Here is a 26,623-nt window from a genome sequence, read left to right on the forward strand (position 1 = left end):
GGCTTATTCTCCTTCATGATGAAGATCAGGCTGACCGCTGCCACAAGGCCTGATGGCGACCGCCTGCGTTCCCTGAGGAGATAGCAGAAAGGCAGTTATCAGGTAAAATACCTATATCAAATAGCTATCCATGTGTTTTAAGCATGATAAAGATTGTAGGCTGCGGGCCCTTTCCCGGCGTTTGCGGCCCATCGGCATCACTGATCCAGCAGGGACCAGGCACAGCCGACCAGCATAGCCCCCAGCAATCCATTCGTCACGCGGGCATGCCGCTGGAAAACGCTCTGCAGACTGGCTCCCGCCACGGCCCACACGATGGTGCCCAGACTGCCCATCATGGTCAGGAAGCACATCCCGGCAAGAAGTGCCGCAACAGAATCATGGTGCGGCAGGATGAAGGCGGAATAGGCCGTCATGCCGTAGACCATGATCTTGACGTTGACGAACTGGAGCACGAATCCGGTCATGAAGCCCGCATCGGCACGCCCGACACTGTTGCCCCCTGCCTTCGGCATGGCGGTCTTCCATGCCAGCCAGAGCAGATAGGCGCTCCCGACATAGCGCATGATCTGCAGGAAGGAGGCGGACAGCACGGAAAACGAGAAAGAAAGTACACCGCAAATGGCCATGACACAGAAAAAACCGCCGCAGATCCCGGCAAGAACAGGGATACTGCCCCTGAATCCTGCCCGGCCGCCCGTCGTAAGAGCCAGGATGTTGTTGGGGCCGGGCGTGATGGCCGTGATGAAGGTGAATACGAAAAAAGCCGAAAGTACCGATGCAGGCATGTGCCCCTCCGTAGCGTTTTGGGACGACTGTCGTATCTGTGACCCGATCCCGTACCGGGCCAAGCGACATCTCTGCAGAGTACGCTGATGACTTTATGCGAAAAAACAAATATATTCGCAGCCATGATTCTATAATCTCGATATATTCTGGAGGGGCCTGTGGATACGCGCAGCATCGTCGTCATCAAGACCATCCTGGAAGAAGGCAGTTTCCAGAAGGCCGCGCAGCGCCTCAACTGCTCTCAGTCCACTGTGACCTTTCAGGTGCGCCAGCTCGAGAACGAGCTTTCTGTACGCCTTTTCGAGCGTCTTGGGAGGCGCATGGTCTTCACCCCTGCCGGCAAGAGCATCCTGCCTCATATGGAAGCTATCCTGCATTCCATGCAGGCCATCACGGCATGCAACGACCCTGCGTCCCTGCACGGGGAGCTGCGTGTGGCTGTGGCGGAATCCCTGCTCTCCTACAAGCTCCATGCCCTGCTCGGCGATTTCGTAGAGCGGGCTCCGGCTGTAAAGCTCCAGCTGCACAGCCTCAATTGTCACGACATCAGGGAAGGCATCCTCTCCGGCCAGTATGATCTGGGGGTCTATTATGATGTGGGCGGACATCCGCACACGCTGGAAGTACTGCCGCTCGGCCAGGCAAAAGGGATCATCGTCGCCTCCCCCCTGCTCGCTCCCGGGCTCCGGGACTTCGATACGCCCCACCAGAGGAAAGAGACCAGCTTCATCATCAACGAGCCTCGCAGCATCTACAGGGAACGTATGGAAGCCCACCTTCGAGCCAGGGACATCCTGTTCCGCAACACCATAGAGCTTTGGAGCATCGAATCCATCAAAAAGACCGTGGCTGCCAACCTGGGGGTCTCCTTCCTGCCGACGTTTGCCGTAGAGCAGGAACTGGCCGCCGGGAGCCTGGTAGAGCTGCCGGCACGCATGTCCGGCCGCCAGGTCCAGGCCATCTGCGTCTGGCACAAGAACAGAGAAAGCACGCCCGCCATGCGCCTTTTCAGGGATCTGCTGCAAGCTTCCGCCCTGTTCCCGATGTTGATTCATGGCGTAATAACCGAGGAGATAAAAGTGGGATAACCAGGGATGAGCCGGGACATACCGGGAAGACACTTTGCAATTTTATTGCGTGGGATGAAAATAGAAGGGGAGGCAAAAGCCTCCCTTTTTCGTCTTTGTTAGATGGGGTTCGCGTCTGGCCGGAGAGTCTTTTCAGGCTGTCGACACATCATGGGTCTGGGTCCGTAGGGGGTGTTCTCCCACATCTGGGTAAGCCCACCGTAGGACCGTTGGCTGTAGTCTTCTTCCATCGCTAGATACCGGTATCCTTCGACACAGATCGTCCGAAATTTGGATGAAGGTCTCCCGCCCTCGTATTCGGCATCAAGCTGTTGCATCCGCACCTCTTCGCAGCCGGAGAGCGATCCGGCCAGTACCAGCAGGGCTATCACCAGTATCCGCGTGAGGCAGTCCATACCCATGTTACTCGATCCTCACGAGCAGTTTTTTCCCGGCATTGAACGTCACACCACGCTTGGGTGGAAGGGACATAGGCTCGCCTGTACGCGGGTTGCGCACCATGCGGGCGGCCCGTGCTTTTACCTTCAGGCGGCCGATGCCCGGCAGCGTCACGTCATCCCCGGCAGCCAGCCGTGCAGCGCAGGCTTCGGCCAGAGCATCCAGGACAACTTCCACGTCCACGGCGTGGAGATCGCGGGCGTCTTCCTCGCGTGTAATGCGCAGCACATCCTTGATCAGTTCCGCCTTGGTGACCAGATGGGGACGCTGTGTCTGTTCCTGACTCATTGATCTTCCTCCTGTAACAAAACCCCGGGCAAGACGCCCTGACGCAGGCGCCGCCGGGAACGTTCCGCGCGGATGACCTGATAAAGCGTCGATTCGCTCAACTTGTACCGCGCACGCAATTCCAGAACATTGTCGCCGGTGTATTCGTCAAAAATCCTGGCATCCCGGCGAGCCTTATCCTTCGGCAAATAGATTTGCTCGCCCCCGAACTCCAGCGCAATGCGCGTGGTGACCCGGCGGGCGAGCGTGGTGGTGCCATTCGCGAGCTCTTCCTCGATGATGGCCTCTATCTGATTCAGCAGGTCTGAGCCGCGGTTAGTGCCGGACCTCGCCACAACCGCCTCCGATTATGGGAAGCCCGTCCAGCATGGGCGGCGCATCCTGCTCCTTCAGGACCGACAGGCAAATCTCCCGCTTCCGGGGATCGTCGCAGCGGTCGAGCCACCGTTTCAGGGTCTCGATGACAAGCGAGAGCTGCTTTGTGCTGGCGTCTGCCAGGCCCCTCCCTGTGATACGGCGCACATAGGTGCCGAGGGCCTTCTCGGATCTGTCCCGGACGATGCCGCAATCGGCCATGGTCAGCCAGAGGGCGCGGACTTTCTTCGCCTGCGGATCATCCACAAGGCGGGCGCCCTTGTGGATGGCCTGGGGCGCGAAGCCGCGCCGCTTCAGTTCTTCCATGACGCGCCACTGCTCGCGGGAGTTCGTGCCGCGCAGGGAGTTCTTTCCGATCGTATCGACCAGGAACATCCGGTAGGTCTCGTCATCCATGCCGAGCCGTGCCTTGGCCATGTGGATCATGCCGATCAGCTTGCTCATGTCGTCCCCCTATGTCCTGTTGCCTTCCAGCTCCGTTTCGTTGAGCTCGTAGAAAAAGCCGTCTTCCTGCACCAGCTTGCAGCCCACATCCGCCAGCGTGTTGGGGCCGAGGGTGCGCAGGGCTTCCTTGTCCACTTCTTCCTTGATGCGGATGCAGTTGGTCATGCCGCGTTCCCTGAGAACGCCCAGCACCCGTTCCCAGGTCATTTTTTTGATGGTCCGCAGGCTGGACGAGACTCTGAAACCGATGGTGCCGAAAGTCAGCTCGCGGGACTTGCGGCCCTTGAACAACTCTTCCCGCCGGGCCAGGGCGAACTGCATAAGCGCCTGTTCGCGGGCTTCGATGTCTTTTTTCAGCGGTTCGCAGCGGGCGGCGCATTCCGTTTTCAGTTTGTCCACGTCCTCCTTGAGGGCGATCTCATGCAGACTGATCTGACGCTTGCGGGCGGCTATTTCGGCCAGGATGGCGTCGGCGTCTTCCACGGTGTTCACGACAGGGATATTGAGGACAGGTTTCACACGCTTCGTCATGGCTGTTCTCCTTATTCTACGGCTGTACCTGCCGCACGATATCGGCGTCGACGAGGTCAAAGCCAAGTTCCGCCGCCAGATTCATGGCGGCTATGGCAAAATTGCTGATGGCCAGCGGGTAGCCAAGATATACTCCGGCGGAATTGAGCCCGCGTGCCACGATCAGCTGGTCATGCAACTCCTCGATCCCGTCCGGGGAAAAAACATCCTCCAGGCAGGCGCCCGCCCTTTGGAAGCGGAAGGCGAGAAAGTCCCCGGGCTGCTTGATGGGCGGCAGCTCCACCACATCGCAGCGTTGCACCACCTCGCGCACGTCGCTCTGGGTGCTGGAGAGCTTGTCCCTGAGTTCGGTCTGCCCGATGAGGATGATGGACAGCAGGCGGCGCATGCCGTCCTTGAGTTCCCAGAATCGCTTGAGGGCCTTCAAGGTGTGCATGTGCAAGTCGTGGGCTTCTTCGATGACGAGGCAGTGCCGGAAGCCCGCACGGCTGGATTCCACCAGCACCTTGTGCAGCTTGCGGGCACGCATCTCCGGGCTGGACGGCACGCCGGTGCCGGGCGAGACGGTGGAGATGATGGCCTCGGCGATGTGCGGGGCGCGCAGCGGCTTCCCGTTCTTTTCCGATTCCGCCATGCTCAGGGTGTACGGTTCCACCACGATGACGGATTCCCCGTTGAGGCGCAGACGCTCCACCAGTTCCTCGCGCAGCGTGGACTTGCCGGAGCCGGATTCACCAACCACGGCCAGGAAATTGCCGTTGACCGCGGCATCGTGCATGGTCTCACGCACAAAGCGGCTGTCCGGGTTCAGGTAGACATCCTCCACGCCTTGCGGATCTGCGAAGGGATCGCGCAGCAATTTGAAGTGCTGGCGGGTGGACATCTTGAGGTGCTGTTTACGGATGATCATATCGTTTTCCTCTTGGCTGCTTTCGCCATTCTTTTCTTTTACGTCCGTTTCTTCGTCTCTGAGCGCCCATTCCGCATCCAGACCGTTCGCGCCCGATTCTTCCAGCAGGGAGATCAGCGCATTCTTAAGTCCGGTCCAGTCTGTTTTGGGCGGCAGCCCCTTGCGCAACAATATATTGATGGTCGCGGGGCTCACATTGCAGGCGGCCGCCGCCTGCCGCTGACTGATTTTATGGACGGCAAACAGGTTTCTGAGCGCCGCCGGATCTGTTAATTGGCGCATGCCCGTCCCCCTTCAAAGCGGATTACGGTCGCGGGACGCGGTGCAAAGCGCTCCTGAATGGCCCCGGCCAGCTCTTCCAGCGCCCCTTCCGGCACCTGCACGGGGAAGCGCTTGCGCACCAATGCCATGCAGGCAGCCGGACCAGCGCTCCATACCTCGCCGCACAGAGCCTTGAGGCGCTGCGCCGCCTGTGCGTGACTAAGCGGCATCGGCGCCGCCTGCGGTGTGTCCACGGGCAACGCTTCGCCCTTCCGGCGCAGGTATTGCGGGGCCTCCTTCACGTCCGCCATAATGTCCAGACCGGCATACGGCACACGGTTGTGGGCCTTATGGGCCTTTTCGGCCTCTTCAAGACTGTCCGTCCCGTAGGCGCGCATCTTGATTTCCTTGAGGGCCGTTTCCGCCGGGGTATCAGGCGCACGGCGGAAGCTTTCGCCGATGACCGGAGCTGTGATGTCACGCCCGGCAGCGTCCTTCTCGATGGGCTGGACTTCAAAGCGCAGCTCTTCGCCGCTCGGGAGCTCCTTGATGACCGTGATGGCCGGAGCCCGGAAGGGATTGAGGCGCACCACCACGCTGTCGCCCACGCACAGGCCGTGGTAACCCAGCTCGCGCAAGTCGTATTCATGGACTCCACAAGCCCGGGTATCCACGCTGATGCGGAACTTGCCGTCGATCTTGCGGCGCACGTCCTGCCAGTGGGCGATGGCCTCCAGCACGGAGCGATCCACGGTCTTGAGCTGTCCGTCCGTGATGCCGATCCAGAGGTTGTTCCGGGGGCGTCCCGCACGCGTCAGAACGGCGTGGGCGTTGAAATGGCGTCGCCACGCATCCGCCTGTCGCTGGAGCTCTTCAATGGACGGGGTCTCCATGAAGCGCAGCCGGGACTCAAACCCCTTTTCTACCAGATTTTGCAGGCATTCTACCGTGCCCTTGGCGCGGGGATTGCCCGCTTCATGCGTCAGGGGGATGACACTAAGGTTATCGAGAAAGTCCCGCACAAGGGAGGAAAGGTTGCCGCTGCCCTTGTCCATGAGCAGCTGGACAGGGACGCCGTGCAGAGGGTCTCTTTCGCCACGATCGCTTATCGCTTCCACCAGTGTCCTGATGACCCCTTGAGCGTCTTCTCCCTTGGCCTGTTCGTAGCGCAGGTAAAACGCGTCGCTGAAGTGATCCGCGACGATGTAACGGACGACCCTCTGCCCGGCGATCTCCACCAGTTTCCCGGGCTTGTCCTTGTTATAGATTTTTTCGTCCAGAAGACGCACACCGCCGCCCTTAAGGCGGTAGAGGACGCAGACAGAGGCGTCGATCTCCCATGTGTGGTTGGGGTGCAGGCTGCGCAGCTCCGTGGCGGGGCGCGCCGCTCCCAGCTGGTCAGGATGGCAGGCGTAGCGGCGCATGGCGCGGGAAAGTGTCGAAGCGCTGGGCATGATGACTTCTCCGGTCTCCGGGTTGACGATGCCGAGGCCGTTGGCGGCCAGACGCTCGCGGGCGGCCTTGATGGACGTGATCCGCTTGCCGGTCTGGCGCTCGCTCAAGTGGGAAAGTCCCCCGACAGCAAGTGCCAGCTCCCGGTCGACGCAGGTCTCGCCCTTGTCCGCCCGCGTTTTGCGTCCGCTGCTCCAGCCCGTATGCTTTTTGAGAAGGGCGTACACGCTCTTTTTGCTCTTTCCCAGCGTGGCGGCGGCGCGTTCCATGATGCGGCCGCGCTCACCACCAACGGCGGGAGCCGCCGCAAGTTCCTTTGCCGTTTCGTGCAGAAAATCTTGCTGTGCGGGCGTGAGAGCCATAGCCGCCCCCCCCTTTATTCCCTGTTGTCGTTCATGTCCGTCCCGTCGTCCTGCGGCAGCTCAAGGTATGCCCGCAAATCGACGTCGATCCCCGCGCCGAGAAGGGCCTCGGCCACGGAATTGGCCAGCACACTGACGCGCTTGTGTATCCACATGCAGGTTTCGTCCGTGGACCGTTCGTCCTGCATGACCGCGGCGCAGCGGGAGGCAAGGCCCATGACGGCCACGAACACGGCCTGACACTCGCTGTCCACATCGGCGCGTGCCTGCGCATTGGCCTCATTGCGTGCCGTGACCCTGTCGTCAGGGCTCATGCTGGTCAGCCGGGCCACCTGTTCTTCCAGGGCGTCCAGCTTTTCGCTTTTTTCCTTGCTGACCTTTTCCTTGGCCTGCATGTCGGCTTCCAGTTCTTTTCTGTCCGCCTTGGCCTTGGCCAGCTCCAGCCGAAGGTCGGCCAGCTTTTCCTTGACCTCTTCCGGGCCTTCGGCGGCGGCCACGTCATCCAGTATGGCCTGCCGCTCTTCCGGCGGCAGGGCCGCGATGCCGTTACGCAACAGGCGAAGATCCCGGTAGCCAAGGCCGAGCTTCTCCTGCATCTCCATAAAGTCCCCGCCGAACGCGGCGAGGCTCTGCAAATCTTCGTTGATCTTCGTCTTGCTGTACCCATGGGCTGTGCAGAACTCCTCCCAGGTAGTGACGGTCACGGTCTCGCCGCTGGCCCTGTCGGTGACGCGGGCGCCCTTGTAAGCCTTGCTGTCGCGGATCTGGGCGAACAGCTTGAGCATGGCCACGCGGTTGGCCGTCTCGTTGTACTGAAAGGCGGTGATCATGCCCGCCGCCTCGGCAACGCGCAGGCTTTGCGCAAGCTGCGCCTTGGGCATCACGGCGGTATCCTGCCGCAATTCGTCCACATAGGCGCGGGTGGTCTGGTCACTCACGATGTCCGGCGTCGCGGGAGCCGGGCCGTCAAGAGGACGGCGGCCACGGGCAGGGGCGGCGATGACGGGGGTATCCATATCTTTCATCAAGAATTCCTTTGTGGTTTGAGACCTCCCCCTTCAGGGGGAAAAGGGAAGTTGACAAGACGGCGAAGCCGATGAAATCCTTTTCCGTAACTCCTCCCTTCAGGGAGGGGGCGATCCGCACGGCCCCTATCCGTCGGTCGCGGAGTCAGTCGGCGGATGGGGCGACTGTGGATTGAAACCTAAAGATACTGTCTGGCCTTGGCCTGCACGCGGGCCGCGAACTGGTCACGCTGACGGGAAAGGTCGTCCATATACAGGGTGTACACTTGCATGAGGGCCGCCGGTTTCTCCGTGATGGCCCAGCGGTTCGTCTCCAGCCGTCGCACCCAGCCGGTACTTTCCAGCATGGCAAGATCCCGGCAAATGGTGCTGGGGCTGCATCCGAGGGCATCGGCGATCTCCTTGTTGGAGAGGCCGTCCAGCACCCGCTGGAAAAGCAGCTCCACGATCTTCAGGACACGGACGGGGGCCGCGTCGGTCGTCGGATGTCTCATATCCACCACCTCGGCTGCGCTGCCAGCTCAAACGGCTGGGGCGCGTCATCGCTTGCCGCCATGCGCACCTGGTTGAGCGGGATGCCCAGCTTGCGGGCATGGGCTATGGCGTCAGCCACGCCCTCGCTTTCACGCATCCCGTCAAGCAGCAGCACGACGAGGGCATCGCATGTTTCCAGCATCCGCAAAGAGGCCTCTTTCCAGAAGGGGTAATCCGTAGGCAGGCCGCGATCCGCCGAACAGGCGGCGTGCCGCATGGCCACCGGGCACATGACCCGCCAGCCGGAACGGGCGAACCACGCCGCGCACTGGCTGGCGATATCCGCACGGGCTGCCCGCTTGGGGGCCTCGGGATGATGGTAGGAGGTGACGACGCACAGAACGGCGGGGTGGTCATCCAGCGCCCAGGTGGCGTCGGCAAGGCCCACGTTTTCCACAAACCAGAGCTTGCCTTCGTCAAGCCAGCTTTCCGGCACGCGGCGCCCATGGGCGTGGCCGCAGGCGGGGCAGTGCCAGCTCAAGGTCAGCTCAAACGCGGTGCTCTGATAATTGTCCCGCCGGGTGATCTCGCACACGGCCATGTCCGGGACGGCATGCGGGGGCTCAGGGTTGTAATGCGGGACGCTTGCCGCCTGCACAAGGCGGCCGGGCCAGTCCTTCTTGAACCGGGGCGGTTCCACCTTGCGCCATTCAATGAGGGAATCAGGGTTGCACAGGCGCATGGTCTACCTCGCAAAGCTGGTGGTCATGTCTTCCACCTTCAGGATGTGCGGCAGGCAAAGGTACTCGACGCGGAAGGAATGCACGCGGCCGGTCACGCCCTTCACAAAGATGATCGCCTCTCCAAAGGTGTCGGTCTCAAAGTGGGCAAGGCCGATCTCGGGCAGCCGGTCCGTAATGGCGAGGCCCGCCGCCTCTTCCGGGCTGGAGGCTTCCACCACGGGCGCGGTCTCCCAGGCGTCCTCGACGCCGTCACAGGCCTCTTCCGCAAGGCAGCGGTAGTCCTGCACGGGCAGCGGGGCCTCCGTAACCTCGGGCCGCACCAGCCCGCCGATCTCGTCCGCGACACCGCGCAGGGTGGCGATGACGCGGCGCAGCGTATCCCACTGATCCGTGGTCACATGGCCGGAAAAGGCGGCCAGTTCCGCGCAGGCGCTAAAAATGTCCTGGGCGGGGGTGGTGACGGGGGCTTGCGTTTCCATAGCGGGGGTGATATCTGTCTTTTCACTCATATCGTTCACCTATTTGGTGGAGGCGGGGCTGTTGTTGGCTCCGCCTTTTTTGTTTTGGGATTCGTAGTGGTTCCTAAGTGTGGAATGGAAGCCGTAGTTCCAATACCAAACCGCCAAGTGGCGAGCGCAATACCGTATGCCCTCCACCGTCTTCTTTGTCTTGGAAAGGGAGCAGTCCACGGCATACTCGGCACCAAGAGAAAAGCCTCTGGCAAACGCTTCCTTGACAAATTTTTCCAGCTCCCGTTCCCTGCTCATGCCGTCCTCCTTTCGTCCGTCGGCTCACCTTCCTTGATGCCGAGCGCCACGGCGATGTCGTGCGCCACGCCGTAATTACCCTTGGCGCGATCCCGCAACAGCTCCTGCACCACGCGGACGGGAAAATTGTTGGCTCGCGCCCATGCGGCGGCGGTGAGGCCCTGCGCTTGCAGCCACTCCCGCGCCTCGGCGCGTGTGCGCAGCTTCTTCTTTTTCATCGATAATCTCCTTTGTGGGTAAAGCCCGGATTATGCCGCTCCGGGCGGGCGTCCCGCATGGGCTTGCGGTATTCGCCGTTGCACGCTGCTCCGCGAGGTGAACGGAGGTCTACACGGTCGCGGTAGTCGGGGCTCAGGCCCTCGTGGGGCTCCGGCCCGCTTTGAGGTTTCCGGCTCCTCTGGTAGACTCTCTCATCCACAGTTAATCCAACCCCGGAACCGCTCCGGGAAAAGGAGCCGGAAATATGGACATCACCAAGGATATGCAGGTTAAGGTTCTTGAGTATTTAAAAAATTTGGATGGTTATGCTTTTCCAGAATCTTTCGTTGAGGACATGGTCTCTATTGCCGGGAGTGAATATGACGCCTATCAGCTTTTAAAGTACCTTTCCGCCCATGAGCTCATTGAAGGACGAGTCGTGTGGAAAGGCTGCTTGTTATATCAAAGGCTCTCCATTACTCACCTTGGGCTTGATAGTCTTATGGACGATGGGGGACGAACGGCTGAAAATCAGCATAGGTTTGTCACTCTGGATGCAAACTCGGTGGAATTGATTTGCGCCTTGATACGGCAGAGTTCTCTTGGCCAGCAGGAACAAAATAGCCTTGTTCAAAAAGTTCAGCGCCTTTCAGGGGAGACTCTAAAGCGCGCCATGGGCAAAACTGTGGATGTGGTTGTTCAGCATCTGGTGGAAGAATTTCTGTCAAAATGAAGATAAAATCATCTGTCCTGAAAACTTCCCCGGAGTTTTCAAATCTGTCGGCATTTGTAAAACGTCCCCAGCCGACATTGCTCCCCAGGAAAAGCCAAAAATCTTCCCGATCTTCACGGAGACTGAAAAATACCCCTTCTGGAGTCAGTACCAATCCGTTAAGCGGTATATTGGTGAATGTATTTTGAGTGCAGGACATTTCCTCTTCCCTCAATCAAGAAACTTTGCATAAAGGCATATCTGGCAGGGATGATTGTGCATCTCGCATTTCCTGGCTTCCCTGTAGGGGCAGTCCTCAGATTGGGGATGTTGAGGCAACGTTTTTTCCGTCTTGCCAAGGCGGGAGGCGATGCTGCGCAGCGCGCAATCCGCACAGATATGGCAGTGCTCGCCCATTCCGTTATTGGCCGTCACAGGCCCGCATTCCGCCTGCTCCCTGCCGCAAAAGTCGCAGTAAATATTACCCGTGGGGCTGATCATCGCTTTCCCCTGTTCTTGTGCCGCGCTCGCCTTTCCTGTAGGGAGGGGGAAGGCGTTTAACGGCGTCCTTTAATGAGGGTAAATTACCCGAATACAGATTAACGGTCAACCCGTTTTTGAGATATTTTTAATAAAAATACCCTAATGAGGATTAGGAATGTCCCTCGCAGATCGTCTCCGCATTGTTCGCGGCTCAATGGGGCAAACCGAGTTTGCCAAGAAGATAGGAAGTAGCCAAAGTGGCATATCAGCTTATGAAAAAGGACAAAGAAAACCAGATTACGAAACCCTAATCCGGGTATCAACGGAATTTGGGGTCACACTGGATTGGCTTCTGCTGGGTAAAGGGTCCATGCATCCTGCGGACCAGTTAGAGGGTGCCATGGAAGAAAAAACGACCGACATGTCGGTCGTTTTGAAAGGCAGGAACATACAACGCCCTGATTTTACAGAAAGACCCCAAAATAAAACGGCCGACATGTCGGTCGTTTGGGATCTCCAGCAAAGGCTTCTTGATGCTTTGCAAGAGCAAAATAACCTGCTCCGGGAGAATGCTCACTTGCGCCTTCAGCTGGAGCGCCGGGACATGCGCATCCGCGACCTGGAACGGGAGGTCGCCGAACTGCGGGAGGCGCGGAAGGGGCCTTCCGCTTATGGAGCTGGAGTTGCGGGGAGTGCTGGTTAAGGTCTACGGAGTGCCCGAGAGGTAGTTTTTATGGATTATCGGGCAGCCAGCCAGAGTTCCGTGGCTGTCGTGATCGCATCCTGGGGGGATAAGGCCGAATTGAGGCCAGATGGATAGGGAGCAAGCTATGAGCATTTTTAGCAAAATTTGCGGCCTATTTGCGACACCGTCCGCGCCGAAGGAACCGGACAAGCGCCCGAAGTCTTCAATGCGCATTAGCAAAAAAGTGGAGAATACATGGCTCCGCAATGACTTTGCCCGTGGAGAAGATGTTTTTTCAGCTGCGTTCCGCCAGGTCATGCGAGGCATTAGCATGGATGACTGTCTGCAGGATAAGATATCGCAGGCTCTGTACGACAGCTTAAATGCTGGTGGACGAGAACAGGAAAAAAAGCTGTATTCCGTGCTGAAGGGGAAAGCTTGGTCGTGGCCAGATCTGGCCAACTGGCAGGAACATTTTCAATCGGCAGGGGAATGGCCTTATATGTGGCGAGGAGATCATCTCAATCCTACGTCACATGAGGGCATTTTATGCCGCTGTCCTGTTGATGGAGTAACAAGTTGGGAACTGGCCAGGCATATTGATAAAAAAACGCTACGGGGAGCCCTAGATCGGCTGAACATTCCATATACAACTGAGACAAAAGTTGCCGATATGCGTGTTATGGTAAGGTCCATCCCTGTGTCGGATTTACGAGGCGCTCTTCCTGACGAGGTTTATCGGCAGGCTGAAGAAAAAGTTTCCGACGATTTATTGTGGGCAAAGTGTAAGCTCTTGGCACATACCGTGATTATGCGGCATGGCAAATTGACAATGGCCAATCGATGTACGCCATCTCCTCAAAAGTATCGTCCATTTCAGACAACTTGTCCTGTTGAAAGAAAATTTGGAGAAAAATGGGTGCGGGGTGAGCTTATTGGACTCCCCCCCTTTTTCCCGGGAGATCGTACATCGTTCTTACTTAGAAACAGCTCTCTCCATTTTCGTTAATTGCATCATTCATCCAAAGGCCCGCCCCACCGGCGGGCTTTCTTCACCCCTCGTTTTCCTGAAATTCCACAATGTACCTCCAGGCCGCGCCGCGCTAGGGTAAGGCAATCGCCCCGCATAAGCCGGGCGCCACCCTGACCTCTGGAGGCGTTATGCCCACCACATCCACCCGCCGGCAGCGTCTGCTGTCCACCCTGCGTCCTTTCTATGATTTTCGCGGTCTGTCCCTGCTGGCCCTGTGCGCCGTCATCGGCCTGGTGACGGACCCTGCCGCCACCCTGGGCCTGGCCGGATACCTGGCCTATGTCATCGGCATGGCCGGGGCCGCAATCATGCTGGCCAAGATCGTCATGCCCTACCTGGACGTTTCCGAGCACGCGGCCTCGGCCCTCAATGAAGGCAACGTGGCCGGCGCCCTGGTGGTGCTGGCGCGCTCCCTGCTCATCGTCGGCTTCCTGGTCTGCATCATGGCCTGGGGGAAGTGATGGCCGCCGGTTCCGCGTTGCTGGCCCTTCCTCTGCTGGCCCAGCTCTATCTGCCCATGCTCTATGAGGAGCATTTGACCTACACTCCTGACTTCTACGACCCGGCCATCTACGCCGGGCAGGTGGAGCAGGAGACGTGCTACGGTCTTGGCAGCAAACGCTGCTGGAATCCGCGCACCGAGCTGAAAACGTCCCGCGAGTACGGTTTTGGCCTGGGGCAGATCACCATTGCCTACGACAGCAAGGGCCGGGTGCGCTTCAACAACTTTGAAGACGTGAAGAAGCTGCACAAGGACCTCAGGCACTGGCGCTGGGAAGACCGCTACGACCCGCGCCTCCAGCTGCGGGCGCTGGTCATCAAGAACCGCGCCAACTGGAATGCCCTCAAGGGCTGCGCCACGGACGAGGACAGGGCCGCCATGATGCTTTCCGCCTACAACGGCGGTCTGGGCGGCGTCCTGCAGGACAGGGCCTACTGCGGCCGCATCGCGGGCTGTGACCAGGGACGCTGGTTCGGCCATGTGGAGACCCACAGCCGCAAGTCCCGCAAGGGCATGGGCAAGGCCTATGCGGACAAGTCCCCCTACGGCATAAACCGCGCCTATGTGCGCAACGTCATGGGCGAAAAGCGGGAGCGCTACCGGGCGGCCCTGCAGGAGCTTGCACGATGATGTGGCTTCTCAAACTGCTGCCCGGCAGCCTTCTGGAATGGCTGCTGCTGGTCTTTGTCCTGGCCGCGGCCTTTGCCGCCGGGCTGGCCCGGGGCATGGATGCCCGGGAAGCCGAGCTGCTGCCCCAGCTGGAAGCTGTGAGCCGGGAACGGGACGCCTGGCGTCTGACGGCCGCACAACGGCAGACAGGACTGGACGCCCAGACGGCCCTTGCCGATGCCTGCCTGAAGCGGGAGGCCGCGGCCCAGGCCGATGCCGCGGAACGCGAGGCCATCCTAGCCTTGCCGCCCGCCCCTCCCCATCCCACGGAGACCCTCCATGAAAATCCCCGTCGTGCGGCTGTGGCCCGTTATCTCAATCGTCCTCTGTAGCTGTGCGGCCCAGGCACCTTCCCCGCCGCCTGTGGTCCTTGCCCCGGCACATTGCCCGGCTCCGGCCGTGCCCCGGCTGCCGCAGCTTGATCCGGCGGCCCCCCTGGAAGGGGACGCCAACCTGGAGGCATTGCTGCACCGGGATGCCGTCATGCGCCGTTACATCAGCGGCCTGCGGGCGGCCCTGGACTGCTGGGAAGCCCAGACAGACAGCGGAGGGACGCATGGAAACCCTGATTGATCTTTCCAAGGCCTTCGGCTGGCTGGCGGCCATCATCGTCAATCTGCTCATCGCCTGGATCGTCTGGAGCCTGCACAAAAAATTTATGAACCGTGACGATTGCGAGGCCAACCGCAAGGCGGACAAGAAAGAACGGGAACGCTTCATCCAGCTGCTGACCACCCACGAGCAGGCCGTGCGCGAGCTGAACCTGCGTGTGGACCAGATGCCGCATGGCCTGGACGTGCGTCTGGAACGCATGGATGGCGAACAAAAGCGCTTGGCCGAGGAGATCAGCGGCCTGCGCGGCATAATGGAACGCGTGGAGCGGCAGGTGGACCTGCTGTTCCGCGGGCACATGAAGGATTGAACCATGAGCGATATGCAGGACATCATCAGCAAGAACCGCCGTCTGGCCATCCTGCGCTTTCTGAGTGAGGAGCAGGACTACGCCATGAACACCAGCACCCTGCAGGCGGCCCTGCGGGCCATCGGCCACGGGGTGCCGCGCGATACCGTGGAGGCCGACGCCTTCTGGCTGGCCGAACAGGGCCTTGCCCGTTGCCGGCGTCTGGATGTGGGCGTCACGGTGCTCACCGTCACCCCGCGCGGGGTGGAAGTGGCCCAGGGCATCGCCGGGCATCCCGGTGTGGACCGCCCCCTGCCGAGGTAGCGGCCATGCCCCGCACGAGCAAGGTCCGCCGCCTGCCCCCGGAGCTGCGCGAACAGCTCCACGCCATGCTGGACGCGGGCCATACCCTGGAAGAGATCACCGCCCACCTGAAGGCCCTGGGGGCGGACGTGTCCCGCTCCGGCCTGGGACGCTACAAGCAGCAGGTGGACAAGGTGGCGGCCCGTCTGCGCGAGTCCCGCGCCATGGCCGAGGCCGTCATGGAGCGTATGGGCGCCCAGGCCGCCACCGGCAAGAGCGGCGCGGCCCTCATCGAGATGCTGACCACCCTCACCAGCGACTACCTGCTGCGCCGCATGGATGACCCGGATGCCGAGATCGAGGTGGACGAACTGCGTGCCCTGGCCCGTACCGTCAAGGAACGCGCGCAGGCCGCCCGTGCCACCCAGGACTACGACCTGAAACTGCGCGAGGAGGCCCGCCGCGAGGCCGAAGAAGCCATGCGCAAGGCCGTGGAAAAAGCCGCTGAAGAAAGCCCGGCCGCTGCCGGCCCGGCGGAAGTCTTCGCCCGTATCCAGGCCGTCTACCGGGGAGAAGCCTGATGGACAAGGAAGATCTGACGGACGCCCGCAAGCGGGGCCAGGGCGTGCCCTTTGAAAGGATACGCCGCATAGCGCTGCTGTCGATGCCCGTAAGCCCGGCTGCGCCGGACAACGGGCACGGAGCTTTGCACCGCCGTTCGGTCGCTACCGGCTATCTGGTGGGCCGTCTGGAACGCTTCAATGATGCCAAAAAGAAGGAGGTGGCCGACCGTGTCGTCCATGGGTTCCGCCGCTGAGGCCCGTGCCATTCTCTATCCCTACCAGCGCCGCTGGATAGACGACCAGAGCCGCTTCAAGATCGGCATGTTCTCGCGCCAGACGGGCAAGACCTACACCAGCACGCTGGAGATCGCCGAGGACATGGTCAAGGCCGAGGTGGAAAAACGCCGTGTGCGCTGGGTCATCCTCTCGCGCGGGGAACGGCAGGCCCGCGAAGCCATGGAGGAAGGCCTCAAGGTGCATCTGCGGGCCTACGGGGCCGCCTTCGAGAGCCTGGAGTCGGACTTTCACCTGGCGGACGCCACCTCCTGCAAGTCCCTGGAGGTGGTCATGGCCCACGGCTCCCGTGTGACCGCGCTGCCTGCCAACCCCGACACGGCCCGAGGCTTCAGTGCCAACGTTTTCTTGGACGAGTTCGCCTTCCATGCCGACAGCCGCAAGATCTGGGCGGCCCTCTTTCCCGTGGTCTCCCGTAACGGCCTGAAACTGCGCGTGGTCTCCACGCCCAACGGCAAGGGCAACAAGTTCTACGACCTCATGACCTCCGCCGAGACGGCGGGCTGGTCCAAGCATGTGGTGGACATTTATCAGGCCGTGGCCGATGGCCTGCCGCGTGACGTGGAGGCCCTGCGGGCCGCCCTGAACGATCCCGACGCCTGGGCGCAGGAATACGAGCTGCAATGGCTGGACGAGGCCAGCGCCTGGCTATCGTATGACCTCATCAATGCCGTGGAGCATGAGCGGGCGGGTATTGCGCAAAACTACGCGGGCGGCCCCTGCTATGTGGGCGTGGATATCGGCCGCCGGCACGACCTTTTTGTCATCTGGGTGCTGGAGGAAGTGGGGGACGTCTTGTGGACGCGGGAGATCATCACCCGGCGCGGGGCCAGCTTTGCCGAGCAGGACAGCCTGCTGGATGACGTGTTCCGGCGGTACCGGGTGCTGCGTTGCTGCATGGACCAGACCGGCATGGGCGAAAAGCCCGTGGAAGACGCCCGCCGCCGGCACGGCAGCGGCCGCGTGGAAGGGGTGCTGTTTACCGCATCCAGCAAGCTGGCCCTGGCCACGGTGGGCAAGCAGGCCTTTGAGGACAGACGCCTGCGCATCTCGCAAGGGGACGAGGCCCTGCGCAGCGACCTGCACAAATTGCAAAAGGTGGCCAGCCCTACGGGCGCACCCCGCTTTGTGGCCGATTCCGACAGCGGAGGCCATGCGGACCGCGCCTGGGCCTGCTTTCTGGCTGTCAACGCGGCCACGAGGCCTGCCGTCGTCCTGCCGGATCATGCCGTGCCCTCCGGCCCGGCCCGTGGGGGCCTTGGGCGCTTCACTGATCCCGACGCCGCCTTCATGCCTTACAGGAGGTTCTGATGCCCGACATCCTTGCCAACCCCAACGCCCTGCCTGCCCGGGCGGACATGCAGGTCCGTTCCGACGGCATCCTTGATCTTGCCAACTTCGTGGCCGAAGTAGTGCCCGCTCCGGACAGCGTGCTGGCCTCCCTGGGCGGCGATCTGCGCGAATACGGCATGCTGCGCCGTGATGACCAGGTGGCCGCCCTCATGCAGCAACGGCAGGACAAACTGGTGGAAGCGGAATGGGAAGTGATCCCCGGCGGCGATGCGCCTGCGGACGTGGCGGCCGCGGACTTTTTGCGCGAGCAGCTGACGGGCTTCAACTTTGACGCGGCCTGCCGCAAAATGCACGGTTCCCTGCTGTACGGCTATGGTGTGGCCGAATGTCTGTGGGGACGGGACGGCAGCCGCATCACCTTACGGGACATCCGCGTGCGCGCGCCCTGGCGTTTCGGCTTTGCCAAGGACAGGCAGCTGAAGCTGCTGGTGGAGAGCCGCTGGTTGCCCATGCCGTCGCGCAAGTTCTGGCTGGTGACCTGGGGCGCGGAAGACGACGATAACCCTTACGGCATGGGCCTTGGGCACCAGCTGTGGTGGCCCGTGTTCCTCAAGCGCAACGGCGCCCGCTTCTGGGCCGCCTACCTGGACCGTTTCGGGGTGCCCACCACCAAGGCCGTCTATCCTTCGGACGAATCGGACGCCGAGAACGAGAAGCGCAAAAAGGATGCTCTGGCCGCGGCTCTGTCCCTGCGCAGTGAAGGGGCCGTGGCCCTGCCCGAGGGCTTCGACGTTTCCCTGGTGGAATCCACCAGCCGGGGAAGCGGGGACTTCAAGGACTTCCTCGCCTATTGGGACGATGCCATCGCCAAGATCATCCTTTCCCAGACCGGCACCTCGCGCATCGGCCAGTACAGCGGCACGGCCGAAGTCCACAGCGGCATCGGCACCAGCGTGGTCAAGGCTGACGCGGATATGCTGTGCCAGTCTTTCAATACCGGCCCGGCGGTCTGGCTGACGGAGTGGAACTTTCCCGGCGCGCGGCCGCCCCAGGTCTGGCGCCGGGTGGAAGACCCCGCAAAGGTCAAGGCCGATGCCCAGAAGGACAAGGACACGGCGGCCCTGGGCCTGGAACTGACCGACGACGAGATCGCCCGCCGCTACGGCGACGCATGGCAACGCAGGCGTAGCGGGGCAAGCGCATCCGGGGCGGAGTTCGCCGAAGCCGGCACGGAAGGCCATGCCCCTGCCGAGCCCTACAGCGATACGCTGGCCCGGCAGGCCATGACACTGGCCGATGCCCCGCAAACGGCCATGATCGATGCCATCCGCACGGAACTGGACAAGGCCGTGGCGGAAGGCGAGGACCTGGCCTCCTTCGCGGAACGCATGCTTGCCCTGAACAAATTGTCCGGCGTGGATGATCTTGCCCAGATCCTCTACGGCGCCATGACCACGGCCCACCTGGCGGGCCTCAGTGGTGAGGAGGACAGCGATGCCGGAAAGTGAGGTGCGTTTCGGCGGTGGGCCTTTTGAGGATGCCATCGCCCATTTCCGGCGCAAGGTGCGCGTGCCGGTCACGACCTACCGGGACCTGCCCGCGCAGATGCACGCCAAGGCTTTCATGGTGGCCGGGGCCGCCAATGACGCCCTGCTGGCCGACTTCCAGCAAAGCCTGTTGCAGGCCATGAAACAGGGCACCACGCTTGCGGCCTTCCGTGACGACTTTGACCGTATCGTCAAAGCCCACGGCTGGCAGTACCGGGGCGAGCCGGGCTGGCGCAGCGCGGTCATCTTCAATACCAACATGCGCACGGCCCATATGGCCGGGCACTGGAAGCGCATGTGGGAAGATCGCGAGATGCACCCGTACCTGCGCTATGTGCAGGTGCAGCGTCCTACCAAGCGCCCGGAGCATGCCGTCTGGCACGGCGTCATCCTGCCCATCGAGGACCCCTTCTGGGACGCCCACTTTCCGCCCAACGGCTGGGGCTGCAAATGTACGGTGCAGAACGTGAGCAACGCCCGCATGAAAGCCGAGGGCTGGCAGGTCAGCAAGGGCGTGGAGACCTTTCCCGGAGACGTGCCGGAAGAGTGGGCCTACAATGTGGGCAAGGCGGAGCGGGTGAGTACGGAGCGGGAGTCCGCAGCTTTTCGGCCTTTACCCACGGCGCGTGACTACACCGCCTACGGCAGGCCGGAGACCATCCCGGCGGATGCTCCCAGGGCTCAGGTAGGAGAAAAGGCGACAACGCGGCAGGGCCTTCTGCAGGCCGTGCGGAAGATGCTGCACGGTGAGGCCGCCGTCTTCCATGGGCCGGATGGCCTGGCCGTAGGAATCACCGCGCAAAGTCTGGGAAACCATCTTGCCCTTGACCGCGCGGAGTATATCCCCTTCATCCCGGAAGTGCTGGAAGAGCCTTACGAGATCTGGCTGCTGCCGTATGAAGACGAGAAGACGGGGCGTGTGGAATTGCGGCGCCACTACATCAAGGCCCTTGCTCTGGACAAGACGCGCTACGGCTGGATGATCGCGGAGTTTCGCAAGGGGGAGCTCTGGAATACGACCTTCATCTTGTCCCGCAGTGAAAAGGAGCTGCGCAAACGTCGCAAGGGTGTCCTGGCCTGGGCGCGAGCAGAAAAATAAAACCCCTTCGTCCCGCAGAGACAGGGGGCTTTCGCCAGCCTGCGTACGTTTTCTCATAAGAGAGGGACGAAGGGGAGTTCCCCTTTGGGGGGATTCAGAGCTGATACACAGCCTTGAAGACAGGATACGCGTCCGTTGCATCGGATGCAAGAACTTTGCAAAAAGGCCAACACGTCAAATTTGCCCTGTGTCGCGTTTTTGTCCCGGCCCGGGCACTTGCCTGCCCTGCCGGGCTTTCGTTCCGTCTGCCCCGTTTACAGGCGTTTATAAACACATGTTCGCAAGACCGTCTTGCGCCACCTTTCATGCATTCCCTTGCCGCAGCCCCGGCCCTGTGCCGGGGCTTTGTGTTTTTTGTGAGAATCCTCACCAGATTTCCCCCGGCATCCTGTGCATGATGTCCAAAGGAGGACAGCATGCAGGACAACAATCATGCTTCAGCCGTTGCGACGCAGGAAGCTACGGATGAAGACAGCAACGTGTTACATGGCAGGACAGCCCACAAAAACGCTGTCGCTATCCGTAAGCCCGCTGGTGCGGGCAACGGCTACCGCGCCATCCATATTTTTCGCCCCGGCAGACATACGTCCATGCAGGGGGCAACCATCGACTTTGGCGAGAGCGACCTGATCGCCACGGCCAACGCCTACGACCCGGCACGGCACGAAGCGCCGCTGGTCATCGGGCATCCCCGGGCCGACGCCCCGGCCTGGGGATGGGTAGGCGGTCTTACGGCGGACGGGGGCGGCCTTTTTGCCGCCCCCCGCCAGCTGGACCCGGCCTTCGCGGAGATGGTGCGGGCCGGGCGCTTCAAAAAAGTCTCGGCCAGCTTTTACACGCCCGACAGTCCCCACAATCCCGTTCCCGGCGTCTATTACCTGCGCCATGTGGGTTTTCTGGGCGCCCAGCCCCCGGCGGTGAAGGGCCTTGCCCCGGTGAACTTTGCCGAGGGCGACACGGACGAGGGCTGCGTCAGCTTCGACTTCGCGGAATCGCCGGGCCTGCTGCGCTGGCTGGCGGATCTGTTCCGGGGTCTGCGCGAATACGTCGTTGAAAAAGACGGCGCGGAGACCGCGGACAGGGCCATCCCCTCGTATGCCGTGAGCGGCCTTCAGGAAATGGCCGCGGCATCCGCGGCCCAGGCGGCCGAGATCCCCGCTTTTGCGGAAAACCTTCCCCCCAAAAAGGAGCACACCATGCAGAAACAGGAAACGCCCCCGGTGGAAAATGCCGACTTCGCCGAGACCAAGGCCCGTGCCGACGAGCTGGAACGCAAGGTGGCCTATCTGACCGGCATCGCCCGCAAGGAGCGCGCCAGCCGTGTGGTGGACAAGGCCCTGGCCGACGGCCGCCTGACGCCCGCCCAGAGCGTGGGCCTTGCGGACTTCATGGCCGGCCTGGACGAAGAAGGAACTTTCGACTTCGCCGAAGACGGCGGCAAGACCACCAGCATGAGCCCGGCCGCTTTTATGGCCGCGTTCCTGGAGCGCCTGCCCAGACAGGTGGATTTCAGCGAAGCCGCGCCCGGCGGCGAAGAAGCCCCGGATACCTCGTCCAATGACATTGCCCAGCGCGCCCTTGCCTATTGCGAGGAGATGCGCACCAAGGGCGTCACGGTAAGCATCACCGACGCCGTGGCGCATGTGAGCAAATAGGAGACCGCCATGCCCAGGACCGATCTTTACGTCAATCTTTCCATCACCGGCGAGCTGGCCCCTTTCCGCATCGTGGCCCACGACGGCAGCGGCGGCTACAAACAGGCCAAGGCCGCCACGGAGGCGTTTGTCGGCACGGCCGACGAGCTGGGCAAGCAGCCCAACGGCGGGGCCGATGTGGCCATGAGCGACCAGCCGGAAGTGGAAGCCGGCGGCGCCATTGCCGCGGGCGATCCCCTGACCAGCGATGCCCAGGGCCGCGCCGTCAAGGCCACGGCGGCCGGAAACCGCATCATCGGCTTTGCCTGCAAAGCCGCCACCGATGCCGGAGAGATCATCGACTACCAGTTCGCGCCCGGCTTCCTGGCCACGGCAGGCGCGTAATAAGGAGAGAGCATCATGGCAACGACCACACCCTTTGCCACCAATCCCCAACTGACGGCCATTGCCCTGGCCTACATGAACCAGCCCTCGGACTATGTGGCGGATCACGTCATGCCCAGGGTCAAGGCCATCGGCAAAAAAGAGTTCCAGTACAGCATCTACGGTCTGGAATCCTTTGCCGCGCCCGACAGCCGCGTGGGACGCAAGGGCCGTCCCAACGAGGTCAGCCTGTCCAGCAGCCTGGCCACGGCGGCCATCGAAGATTACGGACTGGAAGACCCCATCCCGCAGGATGACATCGACCAGGGCCGCAAGGACGGTCGGGACATTGCCGGTGAATCCACGGAGTATCTGCTCTCCCTGGTCAAACTGGACCGCGAACTGCGCGTGGCGCGCCTCGTGCAGGACAAAAACAACTATGCCGCGGCTTGCGTGAAGGAGCTCGGCTCCGGAGCGGGCATTGACGTTGCCACGGTGGACGCCGAAGCGGTCATCGCCGAGATGCTGGAAAAGCCCTTCATGCGGCCCAACATCGGCGTCATGAGCCAGAAGGTCTGGGACAGGCTTTCCCGTAACCCGCTGCTCATCAAGGCCATCAAGGGCGAGCTGGTGGGCAAGAAGCTGACCACGGCCGAGTTTTGCAGCTATTTCGAGCTGGAGCAGCTCTACATCGGCAAGGCCCGCGTCACCCGGCAGGTCAAGGGCAAGACGCCTGTCCCCGAGCGTGTCTGGGGCACGGGCATGGCTTTCCATTACCGCGACATGACCGCCAGCGAGCAGCGCGGCGTCACCTGGGGCCTGACCGTGCCCTATGGCCAGCCCTTTGCCGGGAGCCGCACGGACCCCGATATCGGCCTGCGCGGCGGCATTCGCATCCGGGCGGGCGAAAGCCTCAAGGAACTGGTGCTGGCCAAGGATGCGGGCTGCCTCATCACCGGGGCCATCGCCGCGAGCTAGGGGCCGTCATGTATGCCACCCCGGAAGATATCCAGGCCCGCTACAAGGAAGTCTATATCATGCTGGCGGGCAAGGACGCGGAAGGCAGGCCGGACTCGGCCGCTGTGGAACAGGCCCTGGCCGAAGCCGCCAGCGAGATAGACGCCATCCTGGGGACGCGCTTTGCCGTGCCGGTAACACCGGCTCCGCCTGTGCTGCGCCGCATCGCCGTGGATCTGGCCGTGGGGGCCTTGCCCCGCACCGGCGCCACGGAAGCCAGCATGTACGAGCGCCGTGCCCGTGAAGCGCGGGAGCTTTTGAACAAGCTGGCCGCGGGCGAGGCCAGCCTGGGGCCGGGCTATGACCCGGCCCCGGCGGGCAGCGGCGGCACGGGACGCATCGGTTATGTCGTGCGTCCGTCCGACTTCCGCCGCCGTCTGGAGGACTACTGATGGCCGGAGCCACCCTGGAGTTTCGTTTTCAGGATGAGGAAGTGCGGGCCATGGCCCGGCGCTTTCGGGAGCAGCTTGCCCGGGTGCGCTTCAAGCCTCTGCTGACCTCCATCGGCAACGAGCTGATCACGTCCGTGTCCCGCCGCTTCGAGACGGGTACGGCACCGGACGGCTCCCGCTGGCCGGAATCCCTGCGGGTCAAAATGACCGGCGGCCTGACACTCGTTGAAAACCACCGTCTGTGGGACTCCATCTCCGATACGGGGGCACAGGTATCCAGCCGCAGTGTGGAGATAGGCACCAACGTGGAATATGCCGCCATCCACCAGTTTGGCGGCGTCATCCGGGCACGTCGGGCAAAAGCGCTCCGTGTTCCCGGCATCGGCTTCCGCAAGTCCGTCACCATCCCGGCCCGGCCGTATCTGGGCCTTTCCGATACCGACGAGCGCGTCATCCAGGACCTCACCGAGGACTGGCTGCGCAAGAAACTGGCAAAAATGCGCCCGTAGCGCGGAGACGATCATGCTTGACAAATACCGGGCCGCCATCGCGGCCCATTTGAGAGAACATCTGCCGCCCTCCGTCACGGTCTGCGAGCTGGGCAACTCCCTGGATGACACGGAGCTCCAGCGTCTGTGTCTGGCCGCTCCCGGTGTGGGCGTGGAGATCATCGGGGCCGATGGCGTGGAGCTCAAGGGCCGCAGCCCCTATGTGACCGTCAACGTGGGTGTGTCCGTGGTGGCAGGCCCGGGGCGTGACGGCCAGCCTGCGGACAGCGCGGTGCTGGTGCTGGCCGCTCTGGTGGCCGGTGTCATCGCGGATCAGCGCTTCGGCCTGGACTGCATGCGTCCGGAGAGCGTGCGGGCCACCAACATCACCAGCGGCGACCAGGCCACCAACAACGTGGCCCTGTGGACCGTCACCTGGAAACAGGCCGTGGATGTCTCCAATGTCATCACCTGGCCGGAGCTAGACGACTTTTTGCGCTGCTATACGCGCGAGAAGAAGGACGGCCCCGTGACCATCGAAACGCATCTTCCCGGCGCATCCGCCGGAAAGGAGAACACGCATGTGTAAGCGCATCACCCCGCGTACGGGGCTGGTGGTACGGCGTCCCGATACGGGCGAGATCCTGCCGCCCGACGGGGCCGTGATCCCCTTGGGGCCGCACCGTGCCTACTGGCTGCGCCGCCGGAAGGACGGCGATGTGAGCATCACGGACCCGGCAACCCCTGAGAGCGAGGAGGTGGACTAATGGCTGTCTCGTTCAATGCCATCCCCGCGGATATCCGCGTGCCGCTCACCTATATCGAGTTCGACAACTCCGGAGCCGTGTCCGGCACGCCGGTCATGGAGTGGCGCGTCCTGCTGCTGGGACAGGCCGAAGCCGACTGCGCGGGCGAGCTGCTCAAACCCGTGCTGATGAACACCGCGGACCAGGCGGCCCGCCTGTGGGGCCGGGGCAGCCAGATCGCGGACATGGTGCGCCATGCCAAGCGCAACAGCACCATGCTGGAGATCTGGGCCATGGCCGTGCCGGACGATAACTCCGCCGTGGCCGCTACCGGCGAAGTGACCCTGTCCGGCAAATGTACGGCCACGGGCGTGCTGTGCCTTTATGTGGGCGGCAGGCGCGTGCGTGTGCAGGCCGTAGGCGGTGAAGAGCTGGCCGCCACCGTGGCCCGTGTGGTGCAGGCCGTCAATGCCGACGGCGAGTTGCCCGTCACCGCCGCGGTCAAGGAAGCCTCGCCCGGTGTGCTGACCCTGACCTGCAAATGGAAGGGCGCCACGGGCAACGACATCGACCTGGCCGTCAACCTGTCCACGGACGACAGCTTCCCTGCGGGCCTTACCGCTTCCTGCGGCAAAATGGCCTCGGGCACGGCTGACCCGGACATGGAAAACATCATCACCGCCATGGGCGATACCTGGTGGAAGGCGCTGGTGCTGCCCTGGAACCAGAAGGACGGCCGTGTGCTGCTGGAAGAATGGCTGGACGCGCAGTTCGGCCCCCTGCGCCAGCAGGAATGCCAGGCTTTTCTGGCCTATCGCGGCACCCTGTCCGAGACCTCCACCTACGGCAATGCCGGGAACTCGCAGCTGGTGAGCTGCATGGGCATCGGCTCCATCCCCACCTCGCCCTGGAACGTGGCTGCCGCCTATGCCCTGCAGGCCGCGACCTCGCTGGCCAATGACCCGGCGCGGCCCCTGCAGACCCTGGAGCTTGTGGGCGTCATGGCGCCGCCCCGGGAAAAACGCTGGAGCATGGAAGAGCGCAATATCCTGCTCTATGACGGCATCGCCACCTATCGCATCGCCAGCGACGATACGGTGCAGATCGAGCGCGAAGTGACCATGTACCAGACCAATGCCTGGGGCTCGCCCGATCCCTCGTATCTTGACGTGCAGACCGTGGCCACCCTGGGCTACTGGCGCTATGCCGTCAACGCCCGCATCCAGCAGAAGTTCCCGCGCCACAAGCTGGCTGACGACGGTACGGCCTACGGGCCGGGCAATGCCGTGGTCACGCCCTCGGTCATCCGGGCGGAACTCATCGCCCTGATGCGCGAGCTGGAAGAAAAGGGCCTGGTGGAGAACGTGGAGACCTTCAAGGAACAGCTCATCGTGGAACGCAATGCGGACGACCGCAACCGCGTGGACGTGCTGGCCCCGCCGGATCTGGTCAACCAGTTCCGCATCTTCGCCTGCCTGACCCGCTTTGTCCTGTAAGGAGGGACGCATATGACCGTCAAAGAACTTATGGAAAAACTGGCCGGACTGCCGCCGGACATGCCCGTCATGTACGACGACAAGACAACCTTCGGCCTTGATCTGGCCGCGGTTTCCGAGGTGTGTATCGGGCTGGATGACGAAAATCTGGAAGTGCTCGTCATTCACGCCGAGGGCGGCCATCCCGGCGCCACCCTGGACGAGATCGACCGGCGTGAAGCCGGGGGAAAGGAGTAA

Annotated in this window: 38 protein-coding genes; 25 read left to right on the forward strand and 13 right to left on the reverse strand. The window is 62.3% G+C overall.

The genetic code is table 11. The annotated features are described in order from the left end of the window. Positions 1–197: 197 nt before the first annotated feature. Positions 198–788, reverse strand: coding sequence for a LysE family transporter (locus tag Q4I12_RS12030; protein WP_302261693.1), 591 nt, complete (start codon positions 786–788; stop codon positions 198–200). A gap of 159 nt (positions 789–947) precedes the next feature. Here Q4I12_RS12030 and Q4I12_RS12035 point away from each other — a divergent pair, with 159 nt between their 5' ends. Then, on the forward strand, positions 948–1,877 hold the full coding sequence (locus tag Q4I12_RS12035; RefSeq protein ID WP_302261695.1) for a LysR family transcriptional regulator: 930 nt from the start codon (positions 948–950) through the stop codon (positions 1,875–1,877). Positions 1,878–2,279: 402 nt separating this feature from the next. Here Q4I12_RS12035 and Q4I12_RS12040 read toward each other — a convergent pair whose 3' ends face one another. From Q4I12_RS12040 to Q4I12_RS12060, 5 genes are read right to left on the reverse strand one after another with little or no spacing between them, the layout of a single operon-like run. Next, complete coding sequence (locus Q4I12_RS12040; RefSeq protein ID WP_302261696.1) at positions 2,280–2,603, reverse strand: HU family DNA-binding protein; 324 nt, start codon at positions 2,601–2,603, stop codon at positions 2,280–2,282. Further along, on the reverse strand, positions 2,600–2,938 hold the full coding sequence (locus Q4I12_RS12045; RefSeq protein ID WP_072331753.1) for a Mor transcription activator family protein: 339 nt from the start codon (positions 2,936–2,938) through the stop codon (positions 2,600–2,602). The genes Q4I12_RS12040 and Q4I12_RS12045 overlap by 4 nt, the downstream gene beginning before the upstream one ends. After that, positions 2,919–3,422 (reverse strand): regulatory protein GemA, encoded by a 504-nt coding sequence (locus tag Q4I12_RS12050; RefSeq protein ID WP_302261698.1) that lies wholly within the window; start codon positions 3,420–3,422, stop codon positions 2,919–2,921. Before Q4I12_RS12050 ends, Q4I12_RS12045 begins: the two co-directional genes overlap by 20 nt. A gap of 9 nt (positions 3,423–3,431) precedes the next feature. Then, entirely contained in the window at positions 3,432–3,953 is a 522-nt protein-coding gene (locus Q4I12_RS12055; protein ID WP_204626133.1) for a host-nuclease inhibitor Gam family protein, read from the reverse strand. A gap of 16 nt (positions 3,954–3,969) precedes the next feature. After that, a complete protein-coding gene (locus Q4I12_RS12060) occupies positions 3,970–4,863 on the reverse strand; it encodes an ExeA family protein (protein WP_302261701.1) in 894 nt (297 codons plus the stop codon). Here Q4I12_RS12060 and Q4I12_RS12065 point away from each other — a divergent pair. Next, the gene (locus Q4I12_RS12065; protein ID WP_302261702.1) at positions 4,843–5,136 is read left to right on the forward strand and encodes a hypothetical protein; all 294 of its coding nucleotides are present in this window, start codon (positions 4,843–4,845) and stop codon (positions 5,134–5,136) included. The two genes, Q4I12_RS12060 and Q4I12_RS12065, sit on opposite strands and share 21 nt — an antisense overlap. Here the strand turns inward: Q4I12_RS12065 and Q4I12_RS12070 are convergent. The 7 genes from Q4I12_RS12070 to Q4I12_RS12100 form a co-directional block, all read right to left on the reverse strand. Beyond that, the gene (locus tag Q4I12_RS12070) at positions 5,133–6,938 is read right to left on the reverse strand and encodes a hypothetical protein (protein WP_302261704.1); all 1,806 of its coding nucleotides are present in this window, start codon (positions 6,936–6,938) and stop codon (positions 5,133–5,135) included. The two genes, Q4I12_RS12065 and Q4I12_RS12070, sit on opposite strands and share 4 nt — an antisense overlap. A 14-nt stretch (positions 6,939–6,952) precedes the next feature. After that, a complete protein-coding gene (locus tag Q4I12_RS12075) occupies positions 6,953–7,963 on the reverse strand; it encodes a hypothetical protein (protein WP_302261705.1) in 1,011 nt (336 codons plus the stop codon). A 179-nt stretch (positions 7,964–8,142) separates the two neighbouring features. Continuing rightward, positions 8,143–8,457: an HTH domain-containing protein gene (locus Q4I12_RS12080; protein WP_302261707.1), complete on the reverse strand. Its 315-nt coding sequence runs from the start codon at positions 8,455–8,457 to the stop codon at positions 8,143–8,145. Continuing rightward, complete coding sequence (locus Q4I12_RS12085; RefSeq protein WP_302261708.1) at positions 8,454–9,179, reverse strand: DUF1937 family protein; 726 nt, start codon at positions 9,177–9,179, stop codon at positions 8,454–8,456. Before Q4I12_RS12085 ends, Q4I12_RS12080 begins: the two co-directional genes overlap by 4 nt. Before the next feature lie 3 nt (positions 9,180–9,182). Further along, entirely contained in the window at positions 9,183–9,689 is a 507-nt protein-coding gene (locus Q4I12_RS12090) for a hypothetical protein (RefSeq protein WP_302261709.1), read from the reverse strand. 9 nt (positions 9,690–9,698) lie between these two features. Then, a complete protein-coding gene (locus tag Q4I12_RS12095) occupies positions 9,699–9,947 on the reverse strand; it encodes a hypothetical protein (protein ID WP_297231613.1) in 249 nt (82 codons plus the stop codon). Next, positions 9,944–10,165: a DNA-binding protein gene (locus Q4I12_RS12100; protein WP_072331782.1), complete on the reverse strand. Its 222-nt coding sequence runs from the start codon at positions 10,163–10,165 to the stop codon at positions 9,944–9,946. The genes Q4I12_RS12095 and Q4I12_RS12100 overlap by 4 nt, the downstream gene beginning before the upstream one ends. Positions 10,166–10,410: 245 nt before the next feature. On the opposite strand from Q4I12_RS12100, the gene Q4I12_RS12105 reads away from it, so the two are divergent. The 23 genes from Q4I12_RS12105 (at position 10,411) to Q4I12_RS12215 (ending at position 26,623) form a co-directional block, all read left to right on the forward strand. Beyond that, the gene (locus Q4I12_RS12105) at positions 10,411–10,878 is read left to right on the forward strand and encodes a hypothetical protein (protein WP_302261711.1); all 468 of its coding nucleotides are present in this window, start codon (positions 10,411–10,413) and stop codon (positions 10,876–10,878) included. 637 nt (positions 10,879–11,515) lie between these two features. Continuing rightward, positions 11,516–12,043 carry a helix-turn-helix domain-containing protein gene (locus Q4I12_RS12110; protein WP_302261713.1) on the forward strand — a complete coding sequence of 176 codons (528 nt, stop codon included), beginning with the start codon at positions 11,516–11,518 and terminating at the stop codon, positions 12,041–12,043. Between the two features lie 127 nt (positions 12,044–12,170). After that, positions 12,171–13,034 carry a hypothetical protein gene (locus Q4I12_RS12115; protein ID WP_297231626.1) on the forward strand — a complete coding sequence of 288 codons (864 nt, stop codon included), beginning with the start codon at positions 12,171–12,173 and terminating at the stop codon, positions 13,032–13,034. A 152-nt stretch (positions 13,035–13,186) separates the two neighbouring features. After that, entirely contained in the window at positions 13,187–13,519 is a 333-nt protein-coding gene (locus Q4I12_RS12120) for a hypothetical protein (RefSeq protein ID WP_302261715.1), read from the forward strand. Next, positions 13,519–14,190: a transglycosylase SLT domain-containing protein gene (locus tag Q4I12_RS12125; protein ID WP_302261717.1), complete on the forward strand. Its 672-nt coding sequence runs from the start codon at positions 13,519–13,521 to the stop codon at positions 14,188–14,190. The genes Q4I12_RS12120 and Q4I12_RS12125 overlap by 1 nt, the downstream gene beginning before the upstream one ends. Continuing rightward, complete coding sequence (locus Q4I12_RS12130; RefSeq protein ID WP_302261718.1) at positions 14,187–14,561, forward strand: hypothetical protein; 375 nt, start codon at positions 14,187–14,189, stop codon at positions 14,559–14,561. Before Q4I12_RS12125 ends, Q4I12_RS12130 begins: the two co-directional genes overlap by 4 nt. 67 nt (positions 14,562–14,628) lie before the next feature. Beyond that, a complete protein-coding gene (locus Q4I12_RS12135; protein ID WP_302261720.1) occupies positions 14,629–14,802 on the forward strand; it encodes a hypothetical protein in 174 nt (57 codons plus the stop codon). Next, the gene (locus Q4I12_RS12140) at positions 14,786–15,151 is read left to right on the forward strand and encodes a hypothetical protein (protein WP_302261721.1); all 366 of its coding nucleotides are present in this window, start codon (positions 14,786–14,788) and stop codon (positions 15,149–15,151) included. Before Q4I12_RS12135 ends, Q4I12_RS12140 begins: the two co-directional genes overlap by 17 nt. A gap of 3 nt (positions 15,152–15,154) precedes the next feature. Then, complete coding sequence (locus Q4I12_RS12145; protein WP_302261723.1) at positions 15,155–15,454, forward strand: VpaChn25_0724 family phage protein; 300 nt, start codon at positions 15,155–15,157, stop codon at positions 15,452–15,454. 5 nt (positions 15,455–15,459) lie between these two features. Continuing rightward, entirely contained in the window at positions 15,460–16,014 is a 555-nt protein-coding gene (locus Q4I12_RS12150) for a phage protein Gp27 family protein (protein WP_302261724.1), read from the forward strand. After that, complete coding sequence (locus tag Q4I12_RS12155; protein ID WP_300734930.1) at positions 16,014–16,250, forward strand: hypothetical protein; 237 nt, start codon at positions 16,014–16,016, stop codon at positions 16,248–16,250. Before Q4I12_RS12150 ends, Q4I12_RS12155 begins: the two co-directional genes overlap by 1 nt. Next, on the forward strand, positions 16,234–17,601 hold the full coding sequence (locus Q4I12_RS12160; protein WP_302262113.1) for a phage terminase large subunit family protein: 1,368 nt from the start codon (positions 16,234–16,236) through the stop codon (positions 17,599–17,601). Before Q4I12_RS12155 ends, Q4I12_RS12160 begins: the two co-directional genes overlap by 17 nt. Further along, positions 17,601–19,091: a phage portal protein family protein gene (locus Q4I12_RS12165; protein WP_302261727.1), complete on the forward strand. Its 1,491-nt coding sequence runs from the start codon at positions 17,601–17,603 to the stop codon at positions 19,089–19,091. Before Q4I12_RS12160 ends, Q4I12_RS12165 begins: the two co-directional genes overlap by 1 nt. Continuing rightward, a complete protein-coding gene (locus Q4I12_RS12170; RefSeq protein WP_302261729.1) occupies positions 19,078–20,229 on the forward strand; it encodes a PBECR2 nuclease fold domain-containing protein in 1,152 nt (383 codons plus the stop codon). The genes Q4I12_RS12165 and Q4I12_RS12170 overlap by 14 nt, the downstream gene beginning before the upstream one ends. A gap of 416 nt (positions 20,230–20,645) precedes the next feature. Further along, positions 20,646–21,884 carry a phage protease gene (locus Q4I12_RS12175; protein ID WP_302261730.1) on the forward strand — a complete coding sequence of 413 codons (1,239 nt, stop codon included), beginning with the start codon at positions 20,646–20,648 and terminating at the stop codon, positions 21,882–21,884. 9 nt (positions 21,885–21,893) lie between these two features. Beyond that, a complete protein-coding gene (locus Q4I12_RS12180; protein ID WP_302261731.1) occupies positions 21,894–22,268 on the forward strand; it encodes a DUF2190 family protein in 375 nt (124 codons plus the stop codon). 15 nt (positions 22,269–22,283) lie between these two features. Next, a complete protein-coding gene (locus Q4I12_RS12185) occupies positions 22,284–23,225 on the forward strand; it encodes a hypothetical protein (RefSeq protein WP_300707228.1) in 942 nt (313 codons plus the stop codon). Between the two features lie 8 nt (positions 23,226–23,233). After that, positions 23,234–23,656 carry a DUF1320 domain-containing protein gene (locus tag Q4I12_RS12190; protein ID WP_302261734.1) on the forward strand — a complete coding sequence of 141 codons (423 nt, stop codon included), beginning with the start codon at positions 23,234–23,236 and terminating at the stop codon, positions 23,654–23,656. Then, positions 23,656–24,165: a phage virion morphogenesis protein gene (locus Q4I12_RS12195; protein WP_302261736.1), complete on the forward strand. Its 510-nt coding sequence runs from the start codon at positions 23,656–23,658 to the stop codon at positions 24,163–24,165. Before Q4I12_RS12190 ends, Q4I12_RS12195 begins: the two co-directional genes overlap by 1 nt. Before the next feature lie 13 nt (positions 24,166–24,178). Next, on the forward strand, positions 24,179–24,733 hold the full coding sequence (locus tag Q4I12_RS12200; protein ID WP_302261738.1) for a hypothetical protein: 555 nt from the start codon (positions 24,179–24,181) through the stop codon (positions 24,731–24,733). Continuing rightward, entirely contained in the window at positions 24,726–24,911 is a 186-nt protein-coding gene (locus tag Q4I12_RS12205; protein WP_302261740.1) for a DUF2635 domain-containing protein, read from the forward strand. Before Q4I12_RS12200 ends, Q4I12_RS12205 begins: the two co-directional genes overlap by 8 nt. Beyond that, positions 24,911–26,386 carry a phage tail sheath C-terminal domain-containing protein gene (locus Q4I12_RS12210; protein ID WP_302261742.1) on the forward strand — a complete coding sequence of 492 codons (1,476 nt, stop codon included), beginning with the start codon at positions 24,911–24,913 and terminating at the stop codon, positions 26,384–26,386. Before Q4I12_RS12205 ends, Q4I12_RS12210 begins: the two co-directional genes overlap by 1 nt. A gap of 12 nt (positions 26,387–26,398) precedes the next feature. Continuing rightward, positions 26,399–26,623 carry a hypothetical protein gene (locus tag Q4I12_RS12215; protein ID WP_302261744.1) on the forward strand — a complete coding sequence of 75 codons (225 nt, stop codon included), beginning with the start codon at positions 26,399–26,401 and terminating at the stop codon, positions 26,621–26,623.

The organism is Desulfovibrio piger (genome assembly GCF_951793255.1).
Taxonomy (GTDB): domain Bacteria; phylum Desulfobacterota; class Desulfovibrionia; order Desulfovibrionales; family Desulfovibrionaceae; genus Desulfovibrio.